This is a genomic window from Muribaculum intestinale (genome assembly GCF_002201515.1).
Classification (GTDB): Bacteria; Bacteroidota; Bacteroidia; order Bacteroidales; family Muribaculaceae; genus Muribaculum; species Muribaculum intestinale.
The window spans coordinates 2,300,064-2,325,213 of sequence record NZ_CP021421.1; the positions used below are offsets into that span (position 1 = coordinate 2,300,064).

Sequence of the window (25,150 nt, forward strand, 5' to 3'; positions counted from 1 at the left end):
GGCCAGCGGTGCCGCGTTGAATATGCTTGGGGGATACGTCTTTTTTTCTCATTGAAGTTGCAAATTATCGTCCGTCAATGTGAAATTAACAGAGTTAAATTTTGGATATACGGATATTATGTGTACTTTTGTTATAGTGTTTGCATTCAATCACGTTTAAAATCTAACTTCAATGAATCAGAACAATAATTATTCTACCCCTAACATGGGCGGTCAGTGCCCCAACCCTCCCCAGGCCAACGATGTGTTTGCTTCCGACCGTTACGGCAAGAGCCGCGGCGTATGCGCTCTTTTGGCTATTTTTCTGGGTGGATTCGGTGTTCAGTATTTTTATCTCGGGAAGACTACTGCCGGTATCATAGCTCTTATCGGCACATGGGTACTTTGTGGCATTCCAAGTATTCTTTGGCTTATCCAGGGTATTCTTATGTTTGTGATGTCGCCTGAAGACTTTGAGCGCAAATATGAGGCAACCACCTCTACTTTCCCATTGTTCTAAATAATAATATTTGAAACCCCGGCGGTTGGTTTATAGCCATGAATGGGCCGCCGGGGTATACTCTATAGTGGATGTTAATTCCTTTATTGATATGCGTCATGACGTCTTGTCGGCATATTGATATTGTGCGATTATTGTAATCCATTCATGGGTGTGCAGTCCCGCTGTCGATGTCAGTTATATCGGCATTAGGCGGGGCTGCGTGTCGTTTATGCGAGTTCTTTCGGAAGTTTGGGCTGTATTCAGATTGAAGACGGTGTTTTTTCGCCTATTTATGCCGCTTTTATTAAAAAAAATGTGCAAATTTGCGCATTAAAACTTTTTTAACAGCCTAATGATGGAATTCTCAGCCAATCAGATTGCGTCACTTGTCGGTGGTACAGTAGAGGGCGACGGCAATGTAGCCGTTTCTACATTCGCTAAAATCGAGGAGGGACATAAAGGTGCACTTTCGTTCTTAGCTAATCCGAAATATTCCCATTACATATATCAGACGCAGAGTTCTATCGTGCTTGTGCGTCGCGATTTCGTCGCCGAGCATCCGATAGAAGCCACTCTTATAAGGGTCGACGATCCATACGCCACCATAGCACAGCTGTTGCAGATGGTGGCTGCCATGACGGCGCCACATCCGTCGGGTATTGAGCAGCCTTCATTTGTAGGAGAAGGGGTAGAACTGCCGGAGGATGTGTATATAGGAGCGTTTGCCTATGTGTCGGCCGGCGCTAAAATCGGCAAGGGCGTAAAGATATACCCGCAGGTGTTCGTAGGAGCCGGTGTGGAGATAGGGGAGGGTACCGTTCTTTATCCCGGAGTGAAAGTCTATCATGGCTGTAAGATTGGTTCACGCTGTATTGTCCACAGTGGAGCTGTAGTGGGCGCCGACGGATTCGGATTCGCTCCTACAGATGGCGTTTACAATAAGATTCCACAGCTCGGTAATGTCGTTGTCGGTGATGATGTGGAAATCGGTGCCAATACCGCGATTGATCGCGCTGTCATGGGCAGCACCCGTATCGGCAACGGGGTGAAACTTGACAATCTCATTCAGGTGGCCCACAACTGCGAGGTAGGCGATAATACAGTAATGGCATCCCAGAGCGGTATCGCCGGATCGACCAAAATCGGTCGTGGCTGTATGGTCGGAGGGCAGGTGGGATTTGCAGGACATCTGCATATAGGCGACAACGTACAGATTGGAGCACAGTCGGGAATAAGCAAGAGCACACCTGATGGCGCCCGCATAATGGGTTATCCGGCGGTGGAATATGGCGAGTTTGCCCGACAGACTATCAATCTCCGTAATCTCTCGGCTCTGTACCGGCGCGTCGCGGATATTGAGAAACGCCTGTCTGACACCGACCGCTCATGATGCGGTGATTATATTAGAAAATAAAGTTAATAAATTATACTCCTCGAAATAAATTCCGAAAATGAAACAGTGTACACTCAACGATTCCTTTAAGGTACATGGCAAAGGGCTTCATACCGGTCTTATGATTGACGCCGAGTTTTGCCCTGCTCCCGAAGGCCATGGCTACAAGATACAGCGTACTGACCTCGAAGGCGAACCTGTAATTGATGCTGTAGCAGAGAATGTAATAGCTACCCAGCGTGGTACTGTAGTGGCTAAAGGCGACATAAAGATAAGCACTATCGAGCATGCCCTCGCGGCTCTGTATGCAGCCGGTATCGACAACTGTCTGATAAAAGTAAATGCCCCTGAGATTCCCATTCTCGACGGCTCGGCCAAGGAATATTGTGAGAAAATCGCACAAGTAGGCGTCAAGGAGCAGGCAATGGAGAAAGACTACTATATTGTGCGCCAGAAAATCGAAGTGCGCGACGAGGCAACCGGCGCGTCACTTGTTGTATTGCCCGACGATGACTTCTCGATTGATGCGATGATTGATTTTGACTCTCCTGTGCTCAACAATCAATATGCCACACTTGACAACCTTGCCGAATTTCCCAAGGAGATTGCCGCAAGCCGCACATTTGTGTTCGTGCGCGAGGTTGAGCCTCTTGTCAAGAACAACCTTATAAAGGGTGGTGACCTCGACAATGCCATCGTAATCTACGACAGCCCGATGGAACAGAATGAGCTCGACCGTCTGGCCGATCTCATGGGTGTGCCCCACAAGAATGTCAATGAATTCGGATATATCAACAACATTCCTCTCACCTGCGACAATGAGCCGGCGCGCCACAAACTGCTTGACGTGCTTGGCGATATAGCTCTGATTGGACGTCCTCTCAAGGGTAAAATCATCGCTACACGCCCGGGCCATTCACTTAACACTGTTTTCTCAAAGAAGATACGCAAGGAAATCAAGCGTCAGGATGTGCAGGCACCGCTCTACAATCCGTCGGCCGAGCCTGTAATGGATGTGAACCGTATCCGTGAGCTCTTGCCCCACCGTTATCCTTTCCTTCTTGTAGATAAGGTAATCGAGGTCGGCGACAGCCACATCGTTGGTCTGAAGAATGTGAGCGGCAACGAACCCTTCTTCCAGGGTCATTTTCCGCAGGAGCCGGTGATGCCCGGTGTACTCCAGGTTGAGGCTATGGCACAGACCGGAGGTCTGCTTGTGCTGAGCACTGTGGATGATCCCGAGAAATACTCTACATATTTCATGAAGATTGACAATGTGAAATTCCGCAACAAGGTTGTGCCGGGAGATACCCTTCTGTTCCATGTCAGCTTTATGACTCCGTTGCGCCGTGGTTGCGCCGTGATGAAAGGCTACGCTTTCGTAGGCGATAAAATCGTTACCGAATGCGAGTTTATGGCTCAGGTAATCAAGAATAAATAAAACACACTGACATATGAAACAACCGTTAGCCTATGTGCATCCGGCCGCCAAGATTGCCCCGAGCGTGGTGATTGACCCGTTTGTCACTATCGACCAGAATGTGGAAATCGGAGAAGGCACCCGTATCGGCAGCAATGTTACTATCATGGAGGGTGCACGTATCGGTAAAAACTGCACGATATTCCCCGGAGCTGTAATCGGCGCCGTGCCGCAGGATCTTAAATACAAAGGTGAGGATACTACCGCAATCATCGGCGACAACACAACCATCCGCGAGTTTGTGACTGTCAACCGTGGAACCGCAGCCAAGGGTAAGACTGTTGTCGGCAATAACTGTCTGATTATGGCTTACTGCCATGTAGCTCATGACTGTGTGGTAGGCGACAACGTTATCATGTCAAATGCCGTGCAGCTGGCCGGCGAGGTGCAGGTCGACAATTATGCCGTAATCGGTGGCGGTGCTCTTGTGCATCAGTTCTGTCATATCGGTCCTCATGTGATGCTTCAGGGCGGCGCTTTGGTCAACAAGGATATACCTCCGTTTGTAAAGGCCGGTCGTGAGCCGATTGCATATGCAGGTGTTAACTCTATCGGTCTGCGTCGGCGCAACTTCACCAACGAGCAGATTAGCGAAATTCAGGAAATCTATCGCTATCTCTATCTGTCGGGCATGAATTTCTCCGATGCCATAGACCGCATCGAGGCCGAACTTCCCGCCACAAAAGAGCGTGACGAGATTATTCTTTTCGTGCGCAATGCCAAGCGAGGCATCATCCGTGGCTACGTATAAATACCGCATTGTCAATATCATGGCTGCCGCTCTTAATGTAGTGTCGGCAGCCATGATTGCGCTTGTACTTCTGGTAGTCGGTGGGGTGACGGCGGTTGCTGAGAATCCTGCGGTATCTCCCGAAGTAAGAGGTGTATGGCTTACCACCAATGGCGGTCTCGATTGGCCGCGTGGTGAAAAAGGTGCCGAGGCGCAGAAGAAGGCTCTTGTAGATATGCTTGACAGATTGGAGAAGGCGCATTTCAATCTTGTTCTGTTTCAGGTGCAGGCCAACGGTGATGTGCTCTGGAAGTCGCGCCGTGAGCCCGCTATGGAAGCCGTTACAGGCAACGGCAGTTCGGCTCTTGATTTTGATGTGTGTCGCTTTGTCATAGATGAGTGTCATAAACGTCGTATGGAATGTCATGCATGGATAGTCCCCTTCCGTATGGGCTCATCGTCACACATCGCCCGATACAAGGATAATGCAGTTAAGCATCCCGGACAGTCACGACGGAAATATTGTGTGAGCTATCACGGCACAATGTGGCTTGACCCGGGAGTGCCCGATAACCGCAAATGGCTTGTAGGTCTTTATCGTGAACTTGTGCGCGCCTATGATTTCGATGGGCTGAGTCTTGACTATACCCGTTATCCCGGCGCGGATTTTCCCGACAGCCGTACATATAAAAGATATGCGCCTAAACATATGTCGCTTGCCGAGTGGCGGCGTACTAATCTCAATAGTTTTGTCGCTGAATTGTATGATATGGTTGCTGAAGAGCGACCCGAGATGATGGTAGGGTCGGCGCCTATCGGCACATATAAGAATGTCGGAAAATTGCGGAATTCCACTGCCTACGATTCGTTTTATCAGGATCCGGTTGAATGGATTTCTTCAGGTCATCATGACTTTATCGCCCCACAGATGTATTGGGATGAAAAATTCGGTTATTCTGTAAATCTTGAGACATGGGTGCGCGAGGCGGCCAATTCGGCTCCTGTGGCGGCCGGACTTGCCGCTTACAAGATGATGGACGCGGGATGGAGCGATGATGTAATTGTTGATCAGATAGCGAAGGCCAGAAAAATGAACGGCGTGAGTGGTGTGGTATTTTTCAGGGCCGAGCATGTAGTCGGCAACGATTCCAAGGCCAGGAGGCTTTACAGCCGGCTTTGTGATAAAATATTTACGTCTCCCGCGCCTCTTCCGTGGTTTTCCGGCGTTACAGAGTGACCTATACACAATGTTACAATACATAGGCATAGATAAAAAGTGAGCAATTTGTAAGGCCAAAATTTGTGGCTCGAAGTGAAATTGACTAACTTTGACAAGATATTCGGTTCATTTCAGAATCATTAAAATATAATAATATATACAAAATGGAAGTAGAAGGCAAAATCATATTGGCTCTTCCGGAGCAGTCGGGCGTTTCGCGTGCCGGCAATAACTGGAAGAAGCGTGAGTATGTGCTTGAAACGCACGAGACATATCCCAAGAAAGTGTTTTTCGTACTGTTTGGTGACCGTGCCGATCAGTATCCTCTCAATGTCGGTGATGAGATCCGTCTTAGCTTTGATATCAATAGCCGTGAATACAATGGCCGTTGGTTTACATCTATCGACGGATGGAAAGTAGAGCCTGTGGCCGCACCTGCGGCTCCCGGTGGTATGCCGGCATCTGCCGTTCCTGCATATGGCGCACCGTCAGCACCTGCAGCTCCAATGCCTGATCTTAGTCCGGAACCAAACGACGACCTTCCTTTCTAAAAACTTCGGATAACGTCGTAATATCTCTAAAAACAAAGCGGAGAACGTAGATGAAACCTTACGTTCTCCGCTTTGTTTTTAGAGATATTTATGCATCCTTGCTGCTTCTGTTGTTGCCGTCGGATGGACGGCGGCGGGGCTTATAACGTCGATTGCGAGGTTTCTTCTTATTGTCGGCTCCGTTGTTGCCCGTTGTCTGGTCGGATATTGCAGGTTGGCCATTGGGCGTATCGCCGATAGTGTCCGGTGATGGTTTATTCCTTCCGTCTTTTCCTTTTTGTCCGCGGCGATGTGTATTGCGTTCTTTGTTCTGACGGCGGTCTCCGCTGTTGCGGTCGCTGCGCCCGGTGTCTGCGCCGGGGATAAGGTCTTCGAGAGGAATCTTTATTTTTAGAGTCGACTCTACCCGGGAGAATGCACGTCGGTCGCGAGGAGAAACGATTGTTACGGCCATTCCCTCGGCGTTGGCGCGGCCTGTGCGTCCGATGCGGTGTACATAATCCTCGGGTTCACGCGGCACATCGTAGTTTACAACCATGGATATATCGTCGATATCTATGCCGCGGGCCAGAAGGTCGGTGGCTACGAGCACATCCAGGCGTTCGGCTCTGAAATCGTGGATAGTGTCATCTCGTTCCTTTTGTCCGAGATCGGAGTGTATCTCTGCCGCTTTTATGCCTGCCCTGCGCAGTGAGCGTGTGAGATCGCGCACTCCGAGTTTGGACGATGCGAATACGATTACTTTTGAGCCATGGCGCTCCTTAAGCAGTTGTCGGAGGATGCTTTCCTTCTGATTGTCACCACACATTACGGCCGACTGTACGATTTTTTCTACAGGTCTTGACGGGGCAATCTTCACTTCAGCTGGATTGCGCAGGATATCTTTGGCGAGTTTCCGTATGCGCGGTGGCATTGTGGCCGAGAACAGTAGTGTCTGTCGCTCTGACGGAAGTTGGGTGGCTATGCGCATGATATCGTCATAGAATCCCATGTCAAGCATTCTGTCGGCTTCGTCAAGTATGAAGTATTTTACCTGGCTAAGGTCGATTCCGCCCATCTGCAACAGAGCCTGGAGACGGCCGGGAGTGGCGATGACTACATCGGTGCCTTCTTTCATTGCCCTTTGCTGGCGTGCGAATGTGGCTCCGTCGGTGCCGCCATAGATTGCGAGCGATGATATAGGGAGGTAATATGAAAATCCGTCCATCTGCTGCTCAATCTGCTGTGCAAGTTCTCTGGTCGGAGCCATCACGATACAGTTTACTCCTGTGGCGGGCGCCGGCAGGTCGGCGAGAAGGTCAATTACCGGCAGCAGGTAGGCGGCTGTCTTGCCGGTTCCGGTCTGTGCTATCGCTATAAGGTCGTGTCCTTCCAGTACAAGAGGTATAGCCTGTTCCTGTATGGGGGTGCACTCGTCGAAGTGCATCGCATAAATTGCGTCGAGTATGTCGTCGCTTAAATCAAGATCTTCAAAATGCATGTGCAAAGTTACAAAGTATACCCCGATTATACAATGAATCGTTTGGTAAAACCTGTGATGTATGTCGATACTGATAATCGATATTATTCCATAGAGGGTTAATATAGATTATAATTTCTTTGGCTTTTTTATTTCAACCTAACTGTCGTCACAGTCGTTTTTTTATCTGAAAGTGAATATAAACAAGGTAAAACTCTAATTCTATTATTATGGACAAAGAAAAGAAATCTTATCATTTCAATATCACTGAGGTACAGGATGGTAAAATCCAGGAAGTTATGAACTTCAACTTCGGAGGTCATCATGATTTAGCTGTTATGGTGAAGAAACTTGAGGCAACCGGTATGTTCTCTGACAAGCATTCCAGGGAGCTTGTCATCGGTCTGCGTCTGCTTCATCATGTCGCCAAGAAGTATCCTGACAATGAGATTATCAAGGCTTTTGCTCCTGCTCTCGATGCCTTTAAGAAGAGTATAAAGGCTAAGGCCGGCGGAGGTTGCGGATGCTCATGCGAAGGGAAGTGATATAATTCGTAATCAGATAGAGTGACAAGCAAAAATAAGCCCGACCATGTTGGCCGGGCTTATTTTTTGACTATGATATAATATTATCAGAGTGCGCTGAGGTTGAAGTTGGCAAACTCGAGGTCGTTCTGAGCACGCTTGAGCATGTTGTTGTCGAGTTTTACAGCCTGACGCAGGTTGTTGTACACCATGTTGTTGTTGTTAGTGCGGGCACCGAGTACAGCAGTAAGGTAGAATGTTGTAGCATCGGGATTCTTTACGCCGGCGAGTGTATTCTTTGCCTTGCTGTAGTCCTTGTTGAGAATCTGGGCAAGAGCGGCATTGTTGGTCTTGCTGTCGCCGAAAGCGCGTACTGCCGAGTTGTAGTCGCCCTGCTTGAGGTAATATACTCCGAGAGCATCGCCAAGGGCATCTACGCCGGCTGCATTGCCGAATTTAGAGGATGCGTCCTTGTAGTTCTGGTTGAGAAGAGATACCAGACCGAGGTTCATCTGCGATTCGGGTGCGTTGGGAGCAAGTTTGGCGGCCTGTGCGAAGTTGGCGGCTGCAGCCTCGTAGTCCTTGTCGATATACTGGCACATACCGAGGTTGTTGTATGTGCGGTAGTCGTTGGGGTAGAGCTCTACAGCCTTGTCGTAAATCTGGAGGCGCTTGTTGTTGTCGTCGGTGAGTGTGGCGGCATAGAGGAGCTCGTCGACAGTGAGAGCCTTGGGGTTGGAGAGGAAGATGTTCATGATTTCCTCGTCGCTCTTGCCGATAACATCGATAGAGGCAGTGATGCGTGAGTAGCGGAGCTGGGGAAGGATAGTCTCGGCGAGCTGGTCAAATACCGAGCTGAGGTTGCGGATTTCCTTCTCGCGCTGTTCGGGATCCTTGTACATGGAGAGTACGCTGAGGATAAGGTCTTTGTCCTGGATGTTGCTGGCGGCAACGAGCTTCTGGAAGCCTTCCCAGTCCTGAGGAGTGAAGTTGGCGGTAAGTTCGCCGAATTCGGTGATATTGTCCTTCTTGAGGCTCTTCTGCATGTATGCGAGAGTGTTCTTCTCGCGGTTTTCAGCGAGTTTGGTGTTGAGTTTTACACCACCGTCGGGAGATGCAGTCGACTTGATGTTGATTTCCTTGATTTCGCGGCGGCTGTCGTCGTTGGCTTCCACGAGTTCTTTGTGGAGGTCAAGCATAGACTTGGAGCCGAGTTCACCCTTGCGCAGGTTGGCCTGGTTGATGAGGAACTTGATGTCGGCGTCGTATTTTTCGTTGATGATGCGCTGGAACTTGTCGTTTGCGATGGCGGGTGTCACAGTGCCGGCATCGGCGATGGCTGCGGTAGCCACAACGCCTTCGGCCACTTTCACGCGGGGAAGTGCATACTGCTTGTTGCCCTGACGCACGGTGAACGCAAGAGTAAGATCGCTGCGGTTCATCTCGGGGTTGTATACATACTGTACGGGAATAGTGACAGAGCCTCCGTTGTTGTAATTGATTACCGGGTTGTTACCGCGTACTTTCTCGCCCTGGAAAGTGTAGGGAGCGGAAGCTACTTCCATTCCGTTGAATTCAAGGTAAGGAGTTACGGTCACCTCGGCGTTCTTCTGGAAGAACTTGGCCGGAATATTGCCGGTAACAGTTGCGGGAACTTTGTCACCTACTACTTCAAGAGGATTGGGATTTACCGAGAAGTAGTCGGACTTGAACTGATTCATCTTCTTGCCGCAACCGGTAAGCATCACGGTGCCGGCGAGGATGATTGAATAGCATACTTTGCTGTTCATGATGTGATAAATGTATTGGTAATTAGTGTTGAGCAGATGGCTTGCCGCGCCAAGGAAGACGGGTCTGTCGCGACCTGGCTCCACTTTGACATTCGACAACACAAAATTACTTTTTTTTCCTATCAATACAGCATTTTAGGGTGGATAAAATTGCAATAAAATGTTAAATATATTAATTTAGGTAGAATAAGACGACTCCGCTAAATTTTGAATATACCTCAGAATGTTGTATGGAAAAAATGTATTAACTTTGTGTGTTAAATAATTATTAATTAAATATACGTTTTCTGCCAATGAGAAAATGGCGTATCGAGGACAGCGCGGAGCTGTATAATATCACCGGATGGGGTATGAAGTATTTCTCCATCAACGAGAAAGGTCACGTGGCCGTAACGCCTCGCGAGGGTTGTGCGGCGGTGGATATTAAGGATGTGCTTGACGAGCTACAGGTAAGGGATGTGGCCGCGCCTGTGCTTTTGCGTTTTCCCGACATTCTCGACAACCGTGTCGAGAAAATCTCACGATGCTTCCGCCTGGCTGCGGATGAGTATGGCTACGAGGCCAAAAATTTCATTATCTATCCCATCAAGGTAAATCAGATGCGGCAGGTAGTTGAGGAGATTGTGAGTCATGGTAAGAAATTCAATATCGGTCTTGAGGCAGGCTCCAAGCCTGAGCTTCATGCTGTGCTTGCTACCAATATAGCCGAAAATGCCCTTATCATATGCAACGGATATAAGGACAACGAGTATATCGAGCTTGCGCTGCTTGCACAGAAGATGGGTCGCAACATATATCTGGTGGTAGAGAAACTCAATGAGTTGCAGGCTATCGCCGAGGTGTCGAAGCGTCTTGGCATATCGCCGAACGTAGGCATGCGAATCAAACTGTCCAGTTCCGGTTCCGGAAAATGGGAGGAATCAGGCGGCGATCAGTCTAAATTCGGGCTCAACTCGTCGGAACTCCTCACCGCACTCGATTTTCTTGAACGTCACAAGATGAAGGAGTGCCTTAAGCTGATACATTTCCATATCGGAAGCCAGATTACCAAGATTCGCCGTATAAAGAATGCTTTGCGTGAGGCTACACAGTTCTATGTACAGCTTTCACGTCTTGGCTACAATATCGACTTTATTGATATCGGAGGAGGTCTGGGTGTGGACTATGACGGCACTCGCTCGTCGTCAAGTGAGAGTTCGATGAACTATTCAATCCAGGAGTATGCCAACGACTCTGTGTCGGCGCTTGTGGATGCGTGTGTGAAAAATGGTCTGAAGCAACCCAATATCATTACCGAGAGCGGCCGTTCGCTTACCGCCCATCATTCGGTGCTTATATTTGAGGCTTTGGCTGCAACGTCTCTACCGGCATGGGATGATCGCGAGGAGGCCGGACCCGATGACCACGAACTTGTAAGAGAGCTCTACGATATATATGACAAGCTCAATCAGCCGCGTATGTTCGAAAGCTGGCACGATTCTCTTCAGATAAGGGAGGAGGCGCTCGACCTGTTCAGCCTCGGAATGCTTGACCTTCGTTCGCGGGCGCAGGTTGAAAAACTCTTTTGGTCTATCGCACGAGAAGTAGGCGATATCGCAAGTACGCTTAAGCATGCTCCTGAAGAGTTGCGCAAGATATCAAAAATGCTCCCCGACAAGTATTTTTGCAATTTCTCCCTGTTTCAGTCTCTTCCCGACTCATGGGCTATCGACCAGGTGTTTCCGATAATGCCGATATCCCGTCTCGACGAAAAGCCTACCCGCACGGCTACTCTTCAGGATATCACATGTGATTCCGACGGGAAGATTGCCAACTTCATCTCTTCACACGGCAACTCTAACTCATTGCCCGTGCATCCTCTCCGCGAAAAGGAACCATATTATATCGGTGTATTCCTTGTCGGAGCCTATCAGGAGATTCTCGGCGACATGCACAATCTCTTCGGAGATACCAATGCCGTGCATATAAGTGTCTACAAAGATCGCTATGAAATCGACCAGATTATCTATGGCGAGACAGTAGACGAGGTGCTTGACTATGTGCAATATAATCCGAAACGCCTTGTGAGGAATGTTGAGACATGGGTTACATCATCGATGAAAAACGGCAAGATTTCTCCCGAAGAGGGTCGTGAGTTCCTGAGCAAATACCGTTCGGGACTGTATGGATATACATATCTCGAAAAAGACTGACCGACGGCGTGCGCTACTTTATGAAACTTGCCTACCGTGGCGCTCCATACCACGGATGGCAGATACAACCAAATGCTGTCAGTGTGCAGGAGTCGGTAGAGAAAGCGTTGTCTGCATTACTGCGCGAGCCTACGCCTGTTGTAGGGGCCGGACGCACGGATACCGGAGTAAATGCCTCAATGATGATGGCGCATTTCGACACCTGCCGCGAGATTGCCGACCGTGCAGGAATGGTGCGTGCGCTGTGCTCGATGCTTGGTCCCGATATCGCAGTCTACGACATAATACCTGTACATGACGACGCGCACGCGCGCTTCGACGCTGTATCGCGTACGTATCATTATTATACATACAGCGGACGCTCACCGTTTCTCTATGCTCTTGCATGGCAGGAACCTGTCGCCGGGCTTGATTTCGATGCAATGAACAGGGCGGCATCCATGCTTCTTGAGGTCGATGACTTCACATCATTTGCAAAACTGCATTCCGACGCAAAGACAAATATATGCCGTGTCACCCGCGCCGAGTGGATTGAAACCGTGGCGGGCGATTCCTCACGACATACATTTGTCATTACTGCCGACCGTTTCCTCCGGAATATGGTTCGTGCGGTTGTCGGGACATTGGTCGACGTAGGGCGAGGCAAGTTGACCGTCGACGGATTTCGCAAGGTTATAGACTCCCGCGACCGCTGTGCCGCCGGCACCTCGATGCCTCCACATCCTCTGTTTCTACACGATATAAGATATCCATACCTATAGCATTACGGCGCCGGAATTCCGGCGCCGTAATGCTATAGGTATTATTACTGTCCGCTAAACCATAAAAAGGCGAGTCCAACTTCCTGAACGGCAGAAGTTGGGCTTACTTTTTGTATTTGACAAGCCCCCTCAGCAGTTTTCAGGAACTTCGGGAGGCGATTCCGATGCTTCGGCGAGCATGATTTTCAGGTCTGCATCGGGCTGATTGAGGAACTTTTCGAGATTCAGGTAATACATCAGCACAATTCTGACGATTGTAGCCAGCCCGGAGAAGCTCCAACGTCTTTCGAGTTTGCTTTGAAGTACTGACAGCAGCAGATTTGCGATGAGTGTAACCCATATCTGGATTTTGATGGCGTTGGCGCTCTCGCCATAGAAGTATCTCAAGGGGAAGTTCTGTTTGATCTGCTTGAAAAGAGACTCTATCTGCCATCGGCGGCGGTATATCGCCACGATTGTCTCTGGCGGCATGTCGAAGTCGTTGGTCAGAAGCGATATGAGTTTTGGCTTCCCGTTCTTCTTGATGTCAACGTATGTAATTATTCTGGCGATGTGGTTTATGCCGTCTTTACGGAACACCACGACCTGTTCACGGTATTCCATCAGTCCCTGCGGGTTCTGATGCATACAGTCTACAAGTACCTCATAACTTAGGTTCTTCTTCATTTTGGTGACATATACAACGCCACGGTCCGTCAGTTCCTCGAATTTGGCATAATTGATATAGGCGCGGTCAAGAGCGACTATCTCGTTGTGGCTGTAATGGCTCGGAGCAAGCATGAAAGAGTCATTGGTCGCCGCCGAAGTGAACTGCACGTCGCAGGGGACGCCCTCGTTGGCATGTATTACCGAGTGTACCTTGATACCTCCCTTCTTCTTTCCGGTTTTGGGATGTCGGCCAACACCCTTGAAAATGGCGTTGGAGAACAATGTGATTGTAGTGGAATCGATAATCCTAAGCTGCTTTATCCACTCTTCCGTGCCGTTGCGTCTGCTGTCCGATGAAAGAATGTCTTTGTTGGCTGCATACAGGTCGCGATAGACATCCTCAAAGAACTTCTCTGACCGTCGGGCATTTGCATCCGACAGGGTGCTGCGCTTTGGTACAGTATCAATTCCGACATGGTGCAGTTTGCGAACCTCCGCTGTCATAGATGTCTCTATCTCACGCAATGAGTCGAAGCGCTGGATCACGGCATAGAGCATCGTAAGCAGATGCGTATAGCCGTCAAAGCTCTTTACATACTTCTCTCCGCCGTGTTTTCGGCTGAATTCAACAATTTTTTCACGATTGAGTGATTTTATCAGCTGTCCATATATCGGCTGTCCGAAGAAATTACTACTTTTACTCATGGTTATTCATGGATTGTTTGGCGACACCAAAATAACCATTTAGGGCTGACTCCTGCAATAGGTGTCAGCCCTAATTTTTCAATCGCTCAAAAAAAGTTTAGCGGACAGTAATATATAGGTATGGATTCTATGTGTCGGTCAAGGCTCCTGCCATACCCCTTCTTCCTTAAGAAAGGACACCAGAGCCTCGATGGCTTCGCTCTGAGGAATGTTTTTGCGAATGCACTCTTTACCTCGGTACAGACTGACGTGGCCCGCAGCCGCACCTACATAACCGTAGTCGGCATCGGCCATCTCTCCGGGGCCGTTGACAATACACCCCATAACCCCTATTTTCAGGTTTTTGAGATGGCCGGTGGCCTCGCGCACCGCTTTCAAGGTGCTTTGCAGGTCGAAAAGAGTGCGGCCACATCCGGGGCAAGCGATGTATTCCGTATGGCTGAAGCGCAGACGGGTAGCCTGAAGTATGTTGAGTGCGAGGGAATACAGTTCGTCGTCGGTCATCGAATTGCTTTGAATCATGATGGCATCCTGTAGTCCGCTGAGGAGCAGTCGGCCGAAGTCGGTCGCGGCCCGAAGTTTCACTTCATCCTTTGGCAGGTTGTCGTAGGCGATACATGCCACTACGGGGACATTTTTCCCTTCATTATCCATGCGGGACACTTTGTCGAGGATATCGGCTGCCGGATTTTTTCCGCTGCCGGTCACCAAGGTCACGCCTTCGGGCACCGAGGCAACCTCAAGAGGCGATATTACAACGACAGGATTACTCCCTCCGATGTTGCCTGCCGTTTCTGATATACGCCGTTTGGGCGAGAAGTCGGAGGTGGACTTAAACCCGCTGTCGCCGTTAGTCTCGCTGAATCCGGCGATGTAGTCGACGAGGGCCTTTGCCACAGGTATTTCGTTTTCTGGGGCTTCGCTGAGAGACACGCGGATTGTATCGCCAATGCCTTCGGAAAGAAGTGTGCCAATGCCGACGGCGCTCTTTATGCGGCCATCCTCTCCGTCGCCGGCTTCGGTGACGCCGAGATGAATCGGGAAGTCCATGCCTTCCGCCTCCATCGCAGCAACAAGTCTGCGCACAGTCTCGACCATTATGACGACGTTGCTGGCCTTTATTGAAATCACAATGTTGAAGAAGTCGTGGCGTACGGCTACGCGCAGAAATTCCATGGCGCTTTCCACCATGCCTGCGGGAGTGTCGCCATAGCGGCTCATTATGCGGTCGCTGAGGCTTCCATGGTTCACACCGATGCGGATAGCCGTATTGTGGCGACGGCAAGTGTCGATAAACGGCACAAAAGCCTCCTCGATTTTACGTAGTTCGCCGGCATACTCTTCATCGTTATATTCCAGCTTGATGAATGTGCGTCCCGGATCTACAAAATTGCCCGGATTGATGCGGACTTTGTCTACGCCGGCTTCCGCCGAGGCAAATGCTGCCTTCGGATTGAAATGGACATCGGCTACCAGCGGAATGTCATATCCGCGCTTGCGCAGCTCCTGACGTATCTCTCCGATATTGGCTGCCTCTCGGATACCCTGGGCTGTAAGGCGCACGATGTCGCCTCCGGCCTCGGCAATTCTGATACATTGCTCCACGGATGCGGAGAGGTCGTTGGTCGATGTGTTGGTCATCGACTGTAGCGCTATAGGCATTCTGCCGCCGATACTGACATTGCCTATAGGCACCTGGCGGCTCAGTCTGCGTTTATAACTGTATTTCGACATTATGATTGCCTTTTGCTCAGTTTGTCTTGAACTTATACTTTACTTCGGCAAGCTCGGCGTTGGCTTTTACGATTTTACCGGAGAGCGACTGTTTGTATTCGCTCAGGCGGTCGGCTATACGTTTGTCGCCAATGGCGAGCATCTCTACGGCGAGTAACGCGGCATTGAGGCCACCGTTGATGGTGACAGTGGCTACCGGTATGCCCGGAGGCATCTGTACGATGGCCAGAAGTGCGTCCATTCCTCCCAGGGTAGATGCGATAGGCACACCTATGACCGGAAGTGTAGTGTTTGCGGCGATTACGCCCGGGAGGGCGGCGGCCATTCCGGCGGCGGCGATTATCACCTTGATGCCGCGGGCGGCGGCTCCAGATGCGAATTCCTCTACTTGAGCCGGGGTGCGATGGGCCGACAATGCGTTGATTTCAAACGGTATCTCAAAATCGTCGAGAAGCTGGGCTGCTTTACCCATTACGGGGAGGTCGGAAGTGCTCCCCATGATGATACTTACTATCGGGGTCATGATGTATGTGATATTGGGTTTATTATGTTGCGTGATGTTACATTGTGAGGAGGTAGACCATCAGGAAGCCGTTGGCCGAGCCTGCAGTGACTTGCCAGAATGTGTGACGGTCAAGCAGCATTCTGGATGTACAGAGTGCTCCACAGAGAAAAATCGATGCAGCAATGTATGGCCATATGGGCACTATGGCGATGTGGTCGGCGGCAATGCGGAAAAGCATGGCTGTGAATCCGGCCATTGCTGCGGCATGCGCCGAGATTTTCCACCATGTGTTGATGATGCACGATACTACAGCCGTGCATGCCCCTGCTACCATGAACATCCACATCCAGTGGGGAGAATGAATTGAGTAGAGATACCATGCGCATGCGCAGTAGCATAATATCGTCAGCACATATGGTGCAAGGCGTTCGGTGCGGTTGTTCAGTCCTGGATCCGATATGATTTTCATCCAATATAGGAGCATTATGGCAAATGCCGGCAATACGCATGTGACGAGTGCCGTTACAATCACTACATTCCATCTGATATCGGCAGGAAGCATGGCCAGCGGTGTAATCCACAGGGCGGCAAACACGGCATATGTAGGAATAAGTATCGGGCTTAGCACCCACGATAATATATGTGCAATTCGGTTCATGTGGCAATTGGTCGAGGTAGACGGAATATGTTCTGTAATATTAACATTGGCCGTAGTGTTATGTTTAGATTTCGCGTCGCATGCGTGCTACAGGGTATCCAAGGCGCTCGCGGTATTTCGCTACTGTACGGCGTGCGATTTCATATCCTTTCCCGGCGAGGGATGCTGTAAGGGCTTCGTCGCTTAGCGGATGTTTCTTGTCCTCATTCTCTATTGTGTCGCGCAGAGCGGCAAGGATAGCATGGGTAGAGGTGTCGGTATCGTCGGTCGGACGTTCGTTGAAGAATAGCTTTAGCGGATACACGCCTCGTGGAGTAGCCACATATTTCCCGGCTGTCGCACGCGATATCACCGATAAGTCGTATCCTGTCATGGCGCTGATATCTTTCAATATCATCGGGTGTATGAGGCTTTCATTCTCGCCTCCGGTAAAGAAGTCGCGCTGTATCTTTACGATTGCGCTCATCACGTTGAATAGAGTCTCCTGTCGCATGCTTACCAGGCGTATGAAGTCGCGTGCTTCGTCGCGTTTCTGCTTTATGAATACTGCGGCTTCCTGATTGTGACGTGCTACTACCGAGGTGGCGGCCGCAGTGGCATCGTCGCGGAAACTTTCCTCGATTACGAGTTCCGGTATGTTGTTGAGCAGGGTGAGAGTCAGGGTTTGTCCGTCGGTCTCTACCTGGAAATCCGGTATGATATGGCGTGTGCGTTCATCGGCTATGTCTGAGTCAATGTCACCTCCCGGTTTGGGATTAAGAGAGCGGATTACATGCATTGCGTCGCGCAGTGTTGTCTGGTCTACTCCGAGGCTTGTCGCCAGACGGTCGTAGTGCTTGAGCGAGAAGAGGTCGAAATAATGGTCGACAATCTCAATGGCAAGTCTTGTGTTAGGAGTAGACGGGCGGCGGCGAAGCTGTATGAGCAGACAATCGCGCAGGTCGACGGCTCCGACACCAGGAGGATCCATCGTGCGCACAAGCGCAATCATCCTTTGCACTTCGGCAGTGGTGACGGTAAGTCCCGTATGGGCTTCGATGTCGTAAGCCATACTCGCGGCGTCGCGGGTGAGATATCCGTTGTCATCAAGATTTCCTATCACATACAGGGCTATCGACCGTTGTGTGTCGGTAAGGCTGTGTTCTGAAAGCTGTGCGCCAAGTGTGTCGAAGAGTGATTGGGCCGAGTCGGCGGCGAGGGGTTCGTATGTGCGTTCGCTGTCGGAGCGCCCCGGCGCTTCAAGTCGGTATGAAGGTATGTCATCATCCCGGTAATCGGCCAGTTGTATGTCTTCGGCGGTTTCTTTGAATTCCTCGGCACTTGTGTCGGCTATCGTATCGTCAACGTCGAGGGCGGGATTGTCGTCAAGCACACGTTGTATCTCATCCTCAAATTCCGGACCGTTCATTTCCAGCAGACGCCCGTAGCGCACCTGCATGGGCGACAGCCGTTGTTGCATTTTCTGCTGCAATGAGATATTCAGTGACTCTTTCATACCCGGGTATCTGTTGAAACTGATTACAAAGATAACATATAACGGGTTATTTTGCAAACATACTGCCGCAGTGTATGGAGTATGCATGAAGCACGAACACCGTATCGGTCAGATGCCGATACGGTGTTCGTGTGAGTATTTTAGTAGATGCTTGCGTGTCTGAATCAGAGATCCCAGATAACGTATAGCGCACCCCATGTGAATCCGGCACCGAATGCGGTAAGGATAATCTTGTCGCCTTTTTTCAGTTTGTCCTTGTATTCGTCGATACACAGGGGGATTGAAGCGGCTGATGTGTTGCCATAGTGCTCGATGTTTACAAGCACCTTGTCGTGGCCGAGGCCGGCACGTTCGGCTACAGCCTCGATGATGCGCATGTTGGCCTGGTGGGGTATGAACCAGTCGACATCGGCAACATTGATATTGTTGCGTTCGGCAACCTCCATTGAGGAGTTGAGCATGTCGGTTACTGCATGTTTGTATACCGCACGTCCTTCCTGATAGAGATAGTGCCATCCTTCGTCGAGGGTCTGCTGTGTGGCTGGATGTGCTGAACCTCCGCCTTTCATTACCAGATGAGGCAGTCCTTCTCCGTCAACATGGAATACGCCGTCGATAATGCCTGTTTTTTCTTCGGTTGGCTCTATAAGCATGCATGCGGCGCCGTCGCCGAAGAGTGTGCATGTAGTGCGGTCGGCATAATTGACCATCGACGACATCTTCTCTGCGGCTACTACCACTACTTTCTTGTACATTCCTGAACGCACATAGGCGGCTGCGTCCTGAAGGGCGACGAGAAAGCCTGCGCAGGCAGCCTGGATGTCGTAGGCATAAGCGTTGCTTAAGCCGCATCCATGGGCTATTATCGAACCTGTAGAGGGGAAACGGTAGTCAGGATTGGAAGTGGCGCAGATAAGAAGGTCGACCTCTTCGGGAGATGTTGAAGTAGATTCCAGGAGCTTGTTTACAGCATTTATGCCGAGGTATGAGGAGCCGGCATCTTTTTTGAGGATTCGGCGTTCCTTGATTCCTACGCGGGTTGTAATCCACTCGTCGGAAGTGTCAACCATTTTCGACAGCATCTCGTTGTCGAGGATGTCATCGGGCACATATGACGCAACGCCCGCGATTCTTGGGTAAAGCATTTGGAATGATTGATTTATGTTCTGCAAAGTTGGGTGTGGCACAGTTGCTGTGAGCTGTTGCCGCCTACAAGCCGGATAATACACATATCGCCCCGGGCATCTTTTTCATACCCGGGGATATGTGTATATTTCTTTTTTGACTCGCAGACGGGTCGGGCATGGTATATGCAAGCACGTTGTTACGGCTCTACTATGCCATAGCACTGATTTATACTGCAGCCGGCTTTTCGATGGCGATTTTACCACGGTAGTATCCGCAAGCGGGGCATACAGTGTGGTAGATGTGCCATGATCCGCAATGAGGGCAGATTGCCAGCGTGGGTTCTACGGCCTTGTCATGTGTGCGGCGCTTTGCGGTGCGGGTCTTGGATTGCTTTCGTTTAGGATGTGCCATTTCGTTTTATGAGTTTTTAATTTATTGTCACTTTAGTTTCTTTAATTCGTCCCATCTTGGATCGGTAGGTACGTCGTCGTCATCGGCAGTGTCAGGCTGCATCTGCTCTGTCTCCACTTCCTCAATCATCTCGTCCATCATTTCGTCATCGTCGCCGTCCGACTCGATATGTCCGGGAGCGCGGTGCTTTTTCAGCAGCGAACTCATAGCGCGGTTGCATTTTCCGAGCGGATGCACGTGCTTGATGGGTATTGTAAGAGCTACGGTGTCGTAAATCATGTAGGCGATGTTGAGCTCGGCGTCGCTTTCCGGTATTTCCAGAAGCTCGTCGGAATCGTCGTTGTAATCAGGGCCGTATTTTACAAAGATGTGAAAAGTGGTATCGACGGGCCATTGAAGGTCGTCGAGACAGCGGTCGCAGATGAGCGTAATCTCACCTTTGACGGTAAGAGTGATTTCATACAAGTCGCCTTTGTAGTTTACATCAACATGTACGTCAAGGTCGGCATCGCGGATGTCGGCGCTTTCCATATCGACGAAAAACTGCTTCTGCAACTTGTAGTCGAAGGCATGACTGCCATGAGGCAGTGTCTTTAGAGGGAGCTTGTATGCTGAAAACTTTCCCACAAGAAATTTTATTGAAAAAACCGCTGCAAAGTTACTTATTATCCGCAAAAAAATCAACTTTTTGCAAAAAAAATGCGGCTTATGGACCGGGTATCGGGGTGTCAGGCATTAAAATGCATGTCGATAGCTGTTTTAAGCCGGTGCATGGCATCGATAACCATACTTCGGGGACATGCGAAGTTGAGTCTAATGAATCCTTCTCCATGAGGGCCATACATTGTGCCGGGATTCACCATCAGGCCGGTGTGTCGAAGCAGCATGTCGGTGAATGCTTCCGATGTCATGCCTGTGTCGCGTATGTCAATCCATGCAAGATAGGTTGACTCCAGAGGCATTACCTTCAGTGATGGCATTTCTTTGGCAATGAAATCGCATATTTCCGTATAGTTGCCATGAAGGTACTCCACGAGCTGTCCGAGCCAGTTGCTGCCGTAGCTGTATGCGGCGATTGTGGCAGCTATACCGAATGGATTTACATCGCATACTTCATTGATATTTATCGCCCTGTCGATGCGCCGCCTTACAGCGGGGGCGGGTGTGATAATATTGGCAATCTGAAGCCCGGCGATGTTGAAGGCCTTGGAGGGGGAGATGCATACGGAGGCATTGCTGCGGAATGGTTCAGGCAGAGTACCGTAAGGGGTATATCCACTGTCGGTGTATGTCAGCTCGCAGTGTATTTCGTCTGACACTATATACACATTGTTGCGCAGACATATTTCGGCAATGCGTGTCAGTTCACCGGATGTCCATACTCTGCCTCCGGGGTTGTGAGGATTGCAGAGCAACATTATCTTGGCTTTAGGGTCGGATGCCGCTGCCTCAAGCCCGTCAAAGTCAATCTCATACCTGTCGCCGGTGTATATAAGAGGATTGTGCGCGGGGATGCATCCGTTGTTGCGTATTGAGGAGAAGAAGCAATTGTAGACCGGGGTCTGTATGATTACTTTGTCGCCGGGTTCGGTGAGCGCCTTTATGATTGCTGATATCGCGGGTACGACTCCTGAAGTATAGATAAACCATGAGCGGTCGCTTTCCCAACTGTGGCGATTGTGGAACCAGTCGATAACTGACCGGTAATATTCTTCCGGCACGTGTGTGTAGCCGAATACTCCATGCTCGACGCGTTTGCGCAGAGCGTCGATTACGGCAGGGGCTGTTGGGAAGTCCATATCGGCCACCCACATAGGAAGCAGGTTGTCGCGCTCCGGAGTATCCCATTTGTAAGAGCCGCTGTTGCGGCGCTCGGTTATTTTGTCAAAGTTGTATTTCATCACATGATTGTTTTTTGTATTAAACAAACTCTAAGAGATTGTCTAAAAATTAGTGCGAAATAATGTTATTAGGCATAACAAACCCTCAATCAGAGTGTTGAAAGAGAAAAGGCTAATATTATGCACGAAATCAATCTCTATCAGACACATCTGACCGAGGGTCAGTGGTCTTATATAAACAAAGAATTCCTTGAAAATGATAGACGCAAGAGAAAATATTCACTACAATCAGTTTTTGAAGCTATCCTCTACCTATTGGCCAGCGGTTGTCAATGGCGAAGGTTGCCTCACGACTATCCCGCGTGGAAAAGTGTCTATTATTACTACCATAAATGGAGACAAGAGGGTCGTGTCGAGCATTTCCTTGAGAAACTCGTCAGAAAGATACGTCGCAAACGCGGCCAGGCATCAAGTCCGAGTGTTGGCGCGATGGATGCCCAAAGTGTCAGATGGGGTAGCAGACAGGGAGATAACGGATATGACGGCAACAAAAAAGTCAAGGGTGTCAAAAGGAATATCATCACCGACCGCAATGGCTTCATCCTTGCGAGGAAAGTCTGTAACGCTGGTATTCACGATTCAAAAATGGCTCATGATCTATGCGGACTGGCGGATGATGTATGGGAAGACCTGCGCAAGGTATTGTCCGACCGAGGGTATCGGGGAGACGTGGACAAAGACATTGAAAAAGACTTCGGCATCGAGCTTGAGGTATCCAATACCCCCAATGGAGTTAAGGGATTCCTGCCAAAGCCGCTCAGATGGGTGGTTGAGAGGACTTTCGCATGGCTTGACTCTTGCCGCAGACTCGCCCGGAACTATGAGATACTGAATGAATCAGCGGAAGAAATGATTGATTTCGCTGCCATAAAATTTTTAATCAATAAAATTTAGACAATCTCTTAGAGATTGTCTAAATTTATATGATACCGATTTTGAGAAGGATTGTCTGATGGATTTTTGCTTGTGATGAGGGAGTGTAGCCGTAGCTACATGACCGAAGAATAAACAAAAAGACGCGGACAAGACTCTCAAAAGCAAAGTAATATGAATTTTAGACAATCTCTAAGTATCTGTCTCTTTGCGCCATCGCCCGAATGCCAGTAGCTCAAGGAATATGAGGCCACGGAAACAGAGCTCGATACACATGGCGAGCCATACGCCTTTCAGTCCCATGGCCGGTGCCAGAAGTGTGGCGAGAGTGAGTCGTACGCCCCATATGCTCAGTAGATTCATTATGCTTGGCAGGACGGTGCGGCCGAGTCCTACGAAAAATCCGTAGCTTACTATCGCGGCCCCGAACATAGGCTCGGCCCAGGCCTCGATGCGCAGGATTTCTGCTCCGAGAATCCAGATTTCCTCTACGGGCGACATGACACTGATAATCTGAGGCGCGAATAGGTAAAGTGCCACACCCATAAGTCCCATTACGGCCATGGCTGCCCCGACTGTAATGTAGCCGAAGCGTCTTACCAACTTGTGTCTTCCGGCACCATAGGCTTGTCCGGCGAGAGTTGTTGCAGCCTCGCCTATGCCATAGCCAGGCATGTAGCACAGACTCTCTGCTATTATTGCGAATGCATTGGCCGCTATTGCAACAACTCCGAGTGGCGCTACTATGGTGGTTATGATTATCTGGGCACTGCATATGGCTATGTGTTCGAGCCCCATGGGCATCCCTATCTTCAAGGCCTTGCGCAGAGTGGAGGCTTGTGGCATAAAACTGCCGGGACGTTTCCACAGTCCGAGTATCGGCGAACGGCACCATAGGTACCATAGCATTATAGCGGCCACAATAGTCTCGGCAAGTACTGTGGCGAGAGCCGCACCCTCGACTCCCATGCCTGCGCCCCATATGTGTATGTGCCACGGGCCTAAAGCGATGTCGCGCTCAGGGAAAATAAGAATGAAGTTGAGTACGACATCGATAAGGCACATCATCACGTTGAGCATGCTCGGTATCTTCATGTTTCCGGCACACCGCAGCATTGAACCTGCAAGGAAACTTATCTGCAATGCGGGTAGGAACGAGGCGAAGATAAGGAAGTAGCGTGAGGCATCGCGATGGATTATCTCCTCGGCTCCAAGCCATACCGGTAGAAAAGGACTTATAGCTACGCCCAACAGCGCTATCGCGGTGCTGAATATCAGAAGTGATGCGAATGCCTGCCGTACGACTTTGCGAGCTTTCTCAAAGTCGCCGCTGCCGATGAGGTGGGCTACCTGTACGGAGAATCCGGTACCTGCGGCGCTAAGTACGCCCCAGAAGAGCCATGTAGTGGTCGATACCAGGCCGATAGACGCTGATGCGTTAGCCCCGAGCGAGCCAACCATCGACGCATCGATGTACTGCATGGCTATCGACGACAGCTGTGCCACGATAGCCGGAAGACTGAGCAGGGCCGTGAGCCTCAGCTGTGTGCGAAAGTCCATCGGATGCCCGTTGCGTATCAGTGCGAGCAGCTGTTCGGTATTTTTGCTCCCCGTGCTCACTTGCGTATTTCTATCTTACAGTCGGCCGGACTGTGGATATTTTCATCAATGATTAGCTCGCCTATATTGTCGGCGATGATATGGCCAAAAGTCGGATTCTTGATGCTTGTCACACAGCCTCGGATATCGGCCTTCAGGGTCGAGCCCTCAAAAGCGAGATCGGCATCGGTGTCGAACGTGCAGTTCTCAAGAACGAGGTCGTGGGCGTAGCATAACGGCTGTGTGCCGGATATGTGGCAATTGACCAGTCTCAGACGCCTGGAGTGCCAGCCCAGATATTCGCCTCTGAGGGTCGAATCGCGCACGGTGACATCTTCCGTATTCCAAAAGGCATCCTTGGAGTCTATTGCGGCATTACGTATCTCGACATTACGGCAGTACTGAAACGAATAATTGCCCTGATGTCGGTAGCTTTCAATGTCGATGTCGGATGAGTGCATGAACAGGTAGTCGGCTCCGTGGACCTCCACCTCGCGCATTCTGACATCTGAACAGTGCCACAATGTCTCTTGTGCGTCGGGTATCACGACACGCGTGAGATTCAGACGATGCATTTCGCGAAACATCTTTGGCGCCTCGACACGGGTGTCGGTCATTTCAAGTCCGGAGGAGTACCATAAGGCGGCGCGTGCCCCCGGTGTGAAGAGGCATTTTCTTATGATAAATCCATCAACATGCCAGAAGGGATATTTGCCTTCAAAACGGCATTCTTCGGCTATGATATCGGAGCATTCCTTCAAGGCCGACTCTCCGGGGTGGATGGTGACATTGATGAGATGCAGATGTCGGGAGGCGAAAAGCGGACGTTCGCCACCGAATTCACTGTTGCTTATAATTTCCATTCCAATAATTCATTAAGGCGCATGGCCGGTGTGTGATAATAGATTGGTTG

Annotated in this window: 23 protein-coding genes; 10 read left to right on the top strand and 13 right to left on the bottom strand. The window is 50.1% G+C overall.

Annotated features, from left to right (window positions below; all coding sequences use genetic code 11):
- Window positions 1-172: 172 nt before the first annotated feature.
- From ADH68_RS09265 to ADH68_RS09290, 6 genes are all read left to right on the top strand, one after another.
- Complete coding sequence (locus ADH68_RS09265) at window positions 173-499, top strand: TM2 domain-containing protein (RefSeq protein ID WP_084274053.1); 327 nt, start codon at window positions 173-175, stop codon at window positions 497-499.
- Window positions 500-836: 337 nt separating this feature from the next.
- Complete coding sequence (lpxD, locus tag ADH68_RS09270; RefSeq protein WP_068962078.1) at window positions 837-1,871, top strand: UDP-3-O-(3-hydroxymyristoyl)glucosamine N-acyltransferase; 1,035 nt, start codon at window positions 837-839, stop codon at window positions 1,869-1,871.
- A 61-nt stretch (window positions 1,872-1,932) separates the two neighbouring features.
- Entirely contained in the window at window positions 1,933-3,315 is a 1,383-nt protein-coding gene (locus ADH68_RS09275) for a bifunctional UDP-3-O-[3-hydroxymyristoyl] N-acetylglucosamine deacetylase/3-hydroxyacyl-ACP dehydratase (protein WP_068961060.1), read from the top strand.
- Between the two features lie 13 nt (window positions 3,316-3,328).
- Window positions 3,329-4,105 carry an acyl-ACP--UDP-N-acetylglucosamine O-acyltransferase gene (lpxA, locus tag ADH68_RS09280; protein ID WP_068961059.1) on the top strand — a complete coding sequence of 259 codons (777 nt, stop codon included), beginning with the start codon at window positions 3,329-3,331 and terminating at the stop codon, window positions 4,103-4,105.
- Window positions 4,071-5,321 carry a glycoside hydrolase family 10 protein gene (locus ADH68_RS09285; protein ID WP_068961058.1) on the top strand — a complete coding sequence of 417 codons (1,251 nt, stop codon included), beginning with the start codon at window positions 4,071-4,073 and terminating at the stop codon, window positions 5,319-5,321. The genes lpxA and ADH68_RS09285 overlap by 35 nt, the downstream gene beginning before the upstream one ends.
- Before the next feature lie 146 nt (window positions 5,322-5,467).
- Window positions 5,468-5,854, top strand: coding sequence for a DUF3127 domain-containing protein (locus ADH68_RS09290; protein ID WP_068961057.1), 387 nt, complete (start codon window positions 5,468-5,470; stop codon window positions 5,852-5,854).
- A gap of 88 nt (window positions 5,855-5,942) precedes the next feature.
- Here ADH68_RS09290 and ADH68_RS09295 read toward each other — a convergent pair whose 3' ends face one another.
- On the bottom strand, window positions 5,943-7,334 hold the full coding sequence (locus tag ADH68_RS09295; RefSeq protein WP_068961056.1) for a DEAD/DEAH box helicase: 1,392 nt from the start codon (window positions 7,332-7,334) through the stop codon (window positions 5,943-5,945).
- Window positions 7,335-7,543: 209 nt separating this feature from the next.
- Between ADH68_RS09295 and ADH68_RS09300 the strand changes: the two genes are divergently transcribed.
- Window positions 7,544-7,858 carry a DUF3861 family protein gene (locus ADH68_RS09300; RefSeq protein ID WP_068961055.1) on the top strand — a complete coding sequence of 105 codons (315 nt, stop codon included), beginning with the start codon at window positions 7,544-7,546 and terminating at the stop codon, window positions 7,856-7,858.
- A gap of 86 nt (window positions 7,859-7,944) precedes the next feature.
- Here the strand turns inward: ADH68_RS09300 and ADH68_RS09305 are convergent, their stop codons facing one another.
- A complete protein-coding gene (locus ADH68_RS09305) occupies window positions 7,945-9,627 on the bottom strand; it encodes a tetratricopeptide repeat protein (protein WP_068961054.1) in 1,683 nt (560 codons plus the stop codon).
- Between the two features lie 293 nt (window positions 9,628-9,920).
- Between ADH68_RS09305 and speA the strand changes: the two genes are divergently transcribed.
- On the top strand, window positions 9,921-11,819 hold the full coding sequence (speA, locus tag ADH68_RS09310) for a biosynthetic arginine decarboxylase (RefSeq protein ID WP_068961053.1): 1,899 nt from the start codon (window positions 9,921-9,923) through the stop codon (window positions 11,817-11,819).
- Between the two features lie 20 nt (window positions 11,820-11,839).
- A complete protein-coding gene (gene truA / locus ADH68_RS09315) occupies window positions 11,840-12,580 on the top strand; it encodes a tRNA pseudouridine(38-40) synthase TruA (protein ID WP_084274052.1) in 741 nt (246 codons plus the stop codon).
- A gap of 129 nt (window positions 12,581-12,709) precedes the next feature.
- Here the strand turns inward: truA and ADH68_RS09320 are convergent, their stop codons facing one another.
- The 9 genes from ADH68_RS09320 to ADH68_RS09360 all read right to left on the bottom strand — a co-directional run bounded on the left by ADH68_RS09320 (window position 12,710) and on the right by ADH68_RS09360 (window position 21,765).
- Window positions 12,710-13,933, bottom strand: coding sequence for an IS4 family transposase (locus tag ADH68_RS09320; protein WP_068960910.1), 1,224 nt, complete (start codon window positions 13,931-13,933; stop codon window positions 12,710-12,712).
- A 138-nt stretch (window positions 13,934-14,071) separates the two neighbouring features.
- Window positions 14,072-15,667 carry a (E)-4-hydroxy-3-methylbut-2-enyl-diphosphate synthase gene (gene ispG / locus ADH68_RS09325; RefSeq protein WP_068961051.1) on the bottom strand — a complete coding sequence of 532 codons (1,596 nt, stop codon included), beginning with the start codon at window positions 15,665-15,667 and terminating at the stop codon, window positions 14,072-14,074.
- A gap of 16 nt (window positions 15,668-15,683) precedes the next feature.
- Complete coding sequence (purE, locus tag ADH68_RS09330) at window positions 15,684-16,190, bottom strand: 5-(carboxyamino)imidazole ribonucleotide mutase (RefSeq protein ID WP_068961050.1); 507 nt, start codon at window positions 16,188-16,190, stop codon at window positions 15,684-15,686.
- A 37-nt stretch (window positions 16,191-16,227) separates the two neighbouring features.
- The gene (locus tag ADH68_RS09335) at window positions 16,228-16,830 is read right to left on the bottom strand and encodes a hypothetical protein (RefSeq protein WP_068961049.1); all 603 of its coding nucleotides are present in this window, start codon (window positions 16,828-16,830) and stop codon (window positions 16,228-16,230) included.
- Between the two features lie 64 nt (window positions 16,831-16,894).
- Window positions 16,895-18,325 carry an RNA polymerase factor sigma-54 gene (rpoN, locus tag ADH68_RS09340; protein WP_068961048.1) on the bottom strand — a complete coding sequence of 477 codons (1,431 nt, stop codon included), beginning with the start codon at window positions 18,323-18,325 and terminating at the stop codon, window positions 16,895-16,897.
- Window positions 18,326-18,489: 164 nt separating this feature from the next.
- Window positions 18,490-19,470: a beta-ketoacyl-ACP synthase III gene (locus tag ADH68_RS09345; protein WP_068961047.1), complete on the bottom strand. Its 981-nt coding sequence runs from the start codon at window positions 19,468-19,470 to the stop codon at window positions 18,490-18,492.
- Between the two features lie 208 nt (window positions 19,471-19,678).
- Window positions 19,679-19,864 carry a 50S ribosomal protein L32 gene (rpmF, locus tag ADH68_RS09350; RefSeq protein ID WP_084274050.1) on the bottom strand — a complete coding sequence of 62 codons (186 nt, stop codon included), beginning with the start codon at window positions 19,862-19,864 and terminating at the stop codon, window positions 19,679-19,681.
- Between the two features lie 27 nt (window positions 19,865-19,891).
- Entirely contained in the window at window positions 19,892-20,491 is a 600-nt protein-coding gene (locus ADH68_RS09355; RefSeq protein ID WP_068961046.1) for a YceD family protein, read from the bottom strand.
- Between the two features lie 101 nt (window positions 20,492-20,592).
- Window positions 20,593-21,765 carry a MalY/PatB family protein gene (locus tag ADH68_RS09360; RefSeq protein WP_068961045.1) on the bottom strand — a complete coding sequence of 391 codons (1,173 nt, stop codon included), beginning with the start codon at window positions 21,763-21,765 and terminating at the stop codon, window positions 20,593-20,595.
- 120 nt (window positions 21,766-21,885) lie between these two features.
- On the opposite strand from ADH68_RS09360, the gene ADH68_RS09365 reads away from it, so the two are divergent.
- Window positions 21,886-22,659, top strand: coding sequence for an IS5 family transposase (locus tag ADH68_RS09365; RefSeq protein WP_068959933.1), 774 nt, complete (start codon window positions 21,886-21,888; stop codon window positions 22,657-22,659).
- 171 nt (window positions 22,660-22,830) lie between these two features.
- Here the strand turns inward: ADH68_RS09365 and ADH68_RS09370 are convergent, their stop codons facing one another.
- Entirely contained in the window at window positions 22,831-24,258 is a 1,428-nt protein-coding gene (locus ADH68_RS09370; RefSeq protein WP_394364964.1) for an MATE family efflux transporter, read from the bottom strand.
- Entirely contained in the window at window positions 24,255-25,100 is an 846-nt protein-coding gene (locus ADH68_RS09375; protein ID WP_068961044.1) for a DUF3737 family protein, read from the bottom strand. The genes ADH68_RS09370 and ADH68_RS09375 overlap by 4 nt, the downstream gene beginning before the upstream one ends.
- Window positions 25,101-25,150 lie beyond the last annotated feature (50 nt).

What these genes read in the sequence shown, in the direction of transcription:
- purE (WP_068961050.1), bottom strand. Translation starts at nt 16,190, where the DNA reads ATGACCCCGATAGTAAGTATCATCATGGGGAGCACTTCCGACCTCCCC.
- rpoN (WP_068961048.1), bottom strand. Translation starts at nt 18,325, where the DNA reads ATGAAAGAGTCACTGAATATCTCATTGCAGCAGAAAATGCAACAACGG.
- ADH68_RS09345 (WP_068961047.1), bottom strand. Translation starts at nt 19,470, where the DNA reads ATGCTTTACCCAAGAATCGCGGGCGTTGCGTCATATGTGCCCGATGAC.
- ADH68_RS09290 (WP_068961057.1), top strand. Translation starts at nt 5,468, where the DNA reads ATGGAAGTAGAAGGCAAAATCATATTGGCTCTTCCGGAGCAGTCGGGC.
- speA (WP_068961053.1), top strand. Translation starts at nt 9,921, where the DNA reads ATGAGAAAATGGCGTATCGAGGACAGCGCGGAGCTGTATAATATCACC.
- ADH68_RS09365 (WP_068959933.1), top strand. Translation starts at nt 21,886, where the DNA reads ATGCACGAAATCAATCTCTATCAGACACATCTGACCGAGGGTCAGTGG.
- lpxD (WP_068962078.1), top strand. Translation starts at nt 837, where the DNA reads ATGGAATTCTCAGCCAATCAGATTGCGTCACTTGTCGGTGGTACAGTA.
- ispG (WP_068961051.1), bottom strand. Translation starts at nt 15,667, where the DNA reads ATGTCGAAATACAGTTATAAACGCAGACTGAGCCGCCAGGTGCCTATA.
- ADH68_RS09285 (WP_068961058.1), top strand. Translation starts at nt 4,071, where the DNA reads ATGCCAAGCGAGGCATCATCCGTGGCTACGTATAAATACCGCATTGTC.
- ADH68_RS09300 (WP_068961055.1), top strand. Translation starts at nt 7,544, where the DNA reads ATGGACAAAGAAAAGAAATCTTATCATTTCAATATCACTGAGGTACAG.
- ADH68_RS09360 (WP_068961045.1), bottom strand. Translation starts at nt 21,765, where the DNA reads ATGAAATACAACTTTGACAAAATAACCGAGCGCCGCAACAGCGGCTCT.
- ADH68_RS09335 (WP_068961049.1), bottom strand. Translation starts at nt 16,830, where the DNA reads ATGAACCGAATTGCACATATATTATCGTGGGTGCTAAGCCCGATACTT.
- ADH68_RS09375 (WP_068961044.1), bottom strand. Translation starts at nt 25,100, where the DNA reads ATGGAAATTATAAGCAACAGTGAATTCGGTGGCGAACGTCCGCTTTTC.
- ADH68_RS09275 (WP_068961060.1), top strand. Translation starts at nt 1,933, where the DNA reads ATGAAACAGTGTACACTCAACGATTCCTTTAAGGTACATGGCAAAGGG.
- ADH68_RS09305 (WP_068961054.1), bottom strand. Translation starts at nt 9,627, where the DNA reads ATGAACAGCAAAGTATGCTATTCAATCATCCTCGCCGGCACCGTGATG.
- lpxA (WP_068961059.1), top strand. Translation starts at nt 3,329, where the DNA reads ATGAAACAACCGTTAGCCTATGTGCATCCGGCCGCCAAGATTGCCCCG.
- rpmF (WP_084274050.1), bottom strand. Translation starts at nt 19,864, where the DNA reads ATGGCACATCCTAAACGAAAGCAATCCAAGACCCGCACCGCAAAGCGC.
- ADH68_RS09265 (WP_084274053.1), top strand. Translation starts at nt 173, where the DNA reads ATGAATCAGAACAATAATTATTCTACCCCTAACATGGGCGGTCAGTGC.
- ADH68_RS09320 (WP_068960910.1), bottom strand. Translation starts at nt 13,933, where the DNA reads ATGAGTAAAAGTAGTAATTTCTTCGGACAGCCGATATATGGACAGCTG.
- truA (WP_084274052.1), top strand. Translation starts at nt 11,840, where the DNA reads ATGAAACTTGCCTACCGTGGCGCTCCATACCACGGATGGCAGATACAA.
- ADH68_RS09295 (WP_068961056.1), bottom strand. Translation starts at nt 7,334, where the DNA reads ATGCATTTTGAAGATCTTGATTTAAGCGACGACATACTCGACGCAATT.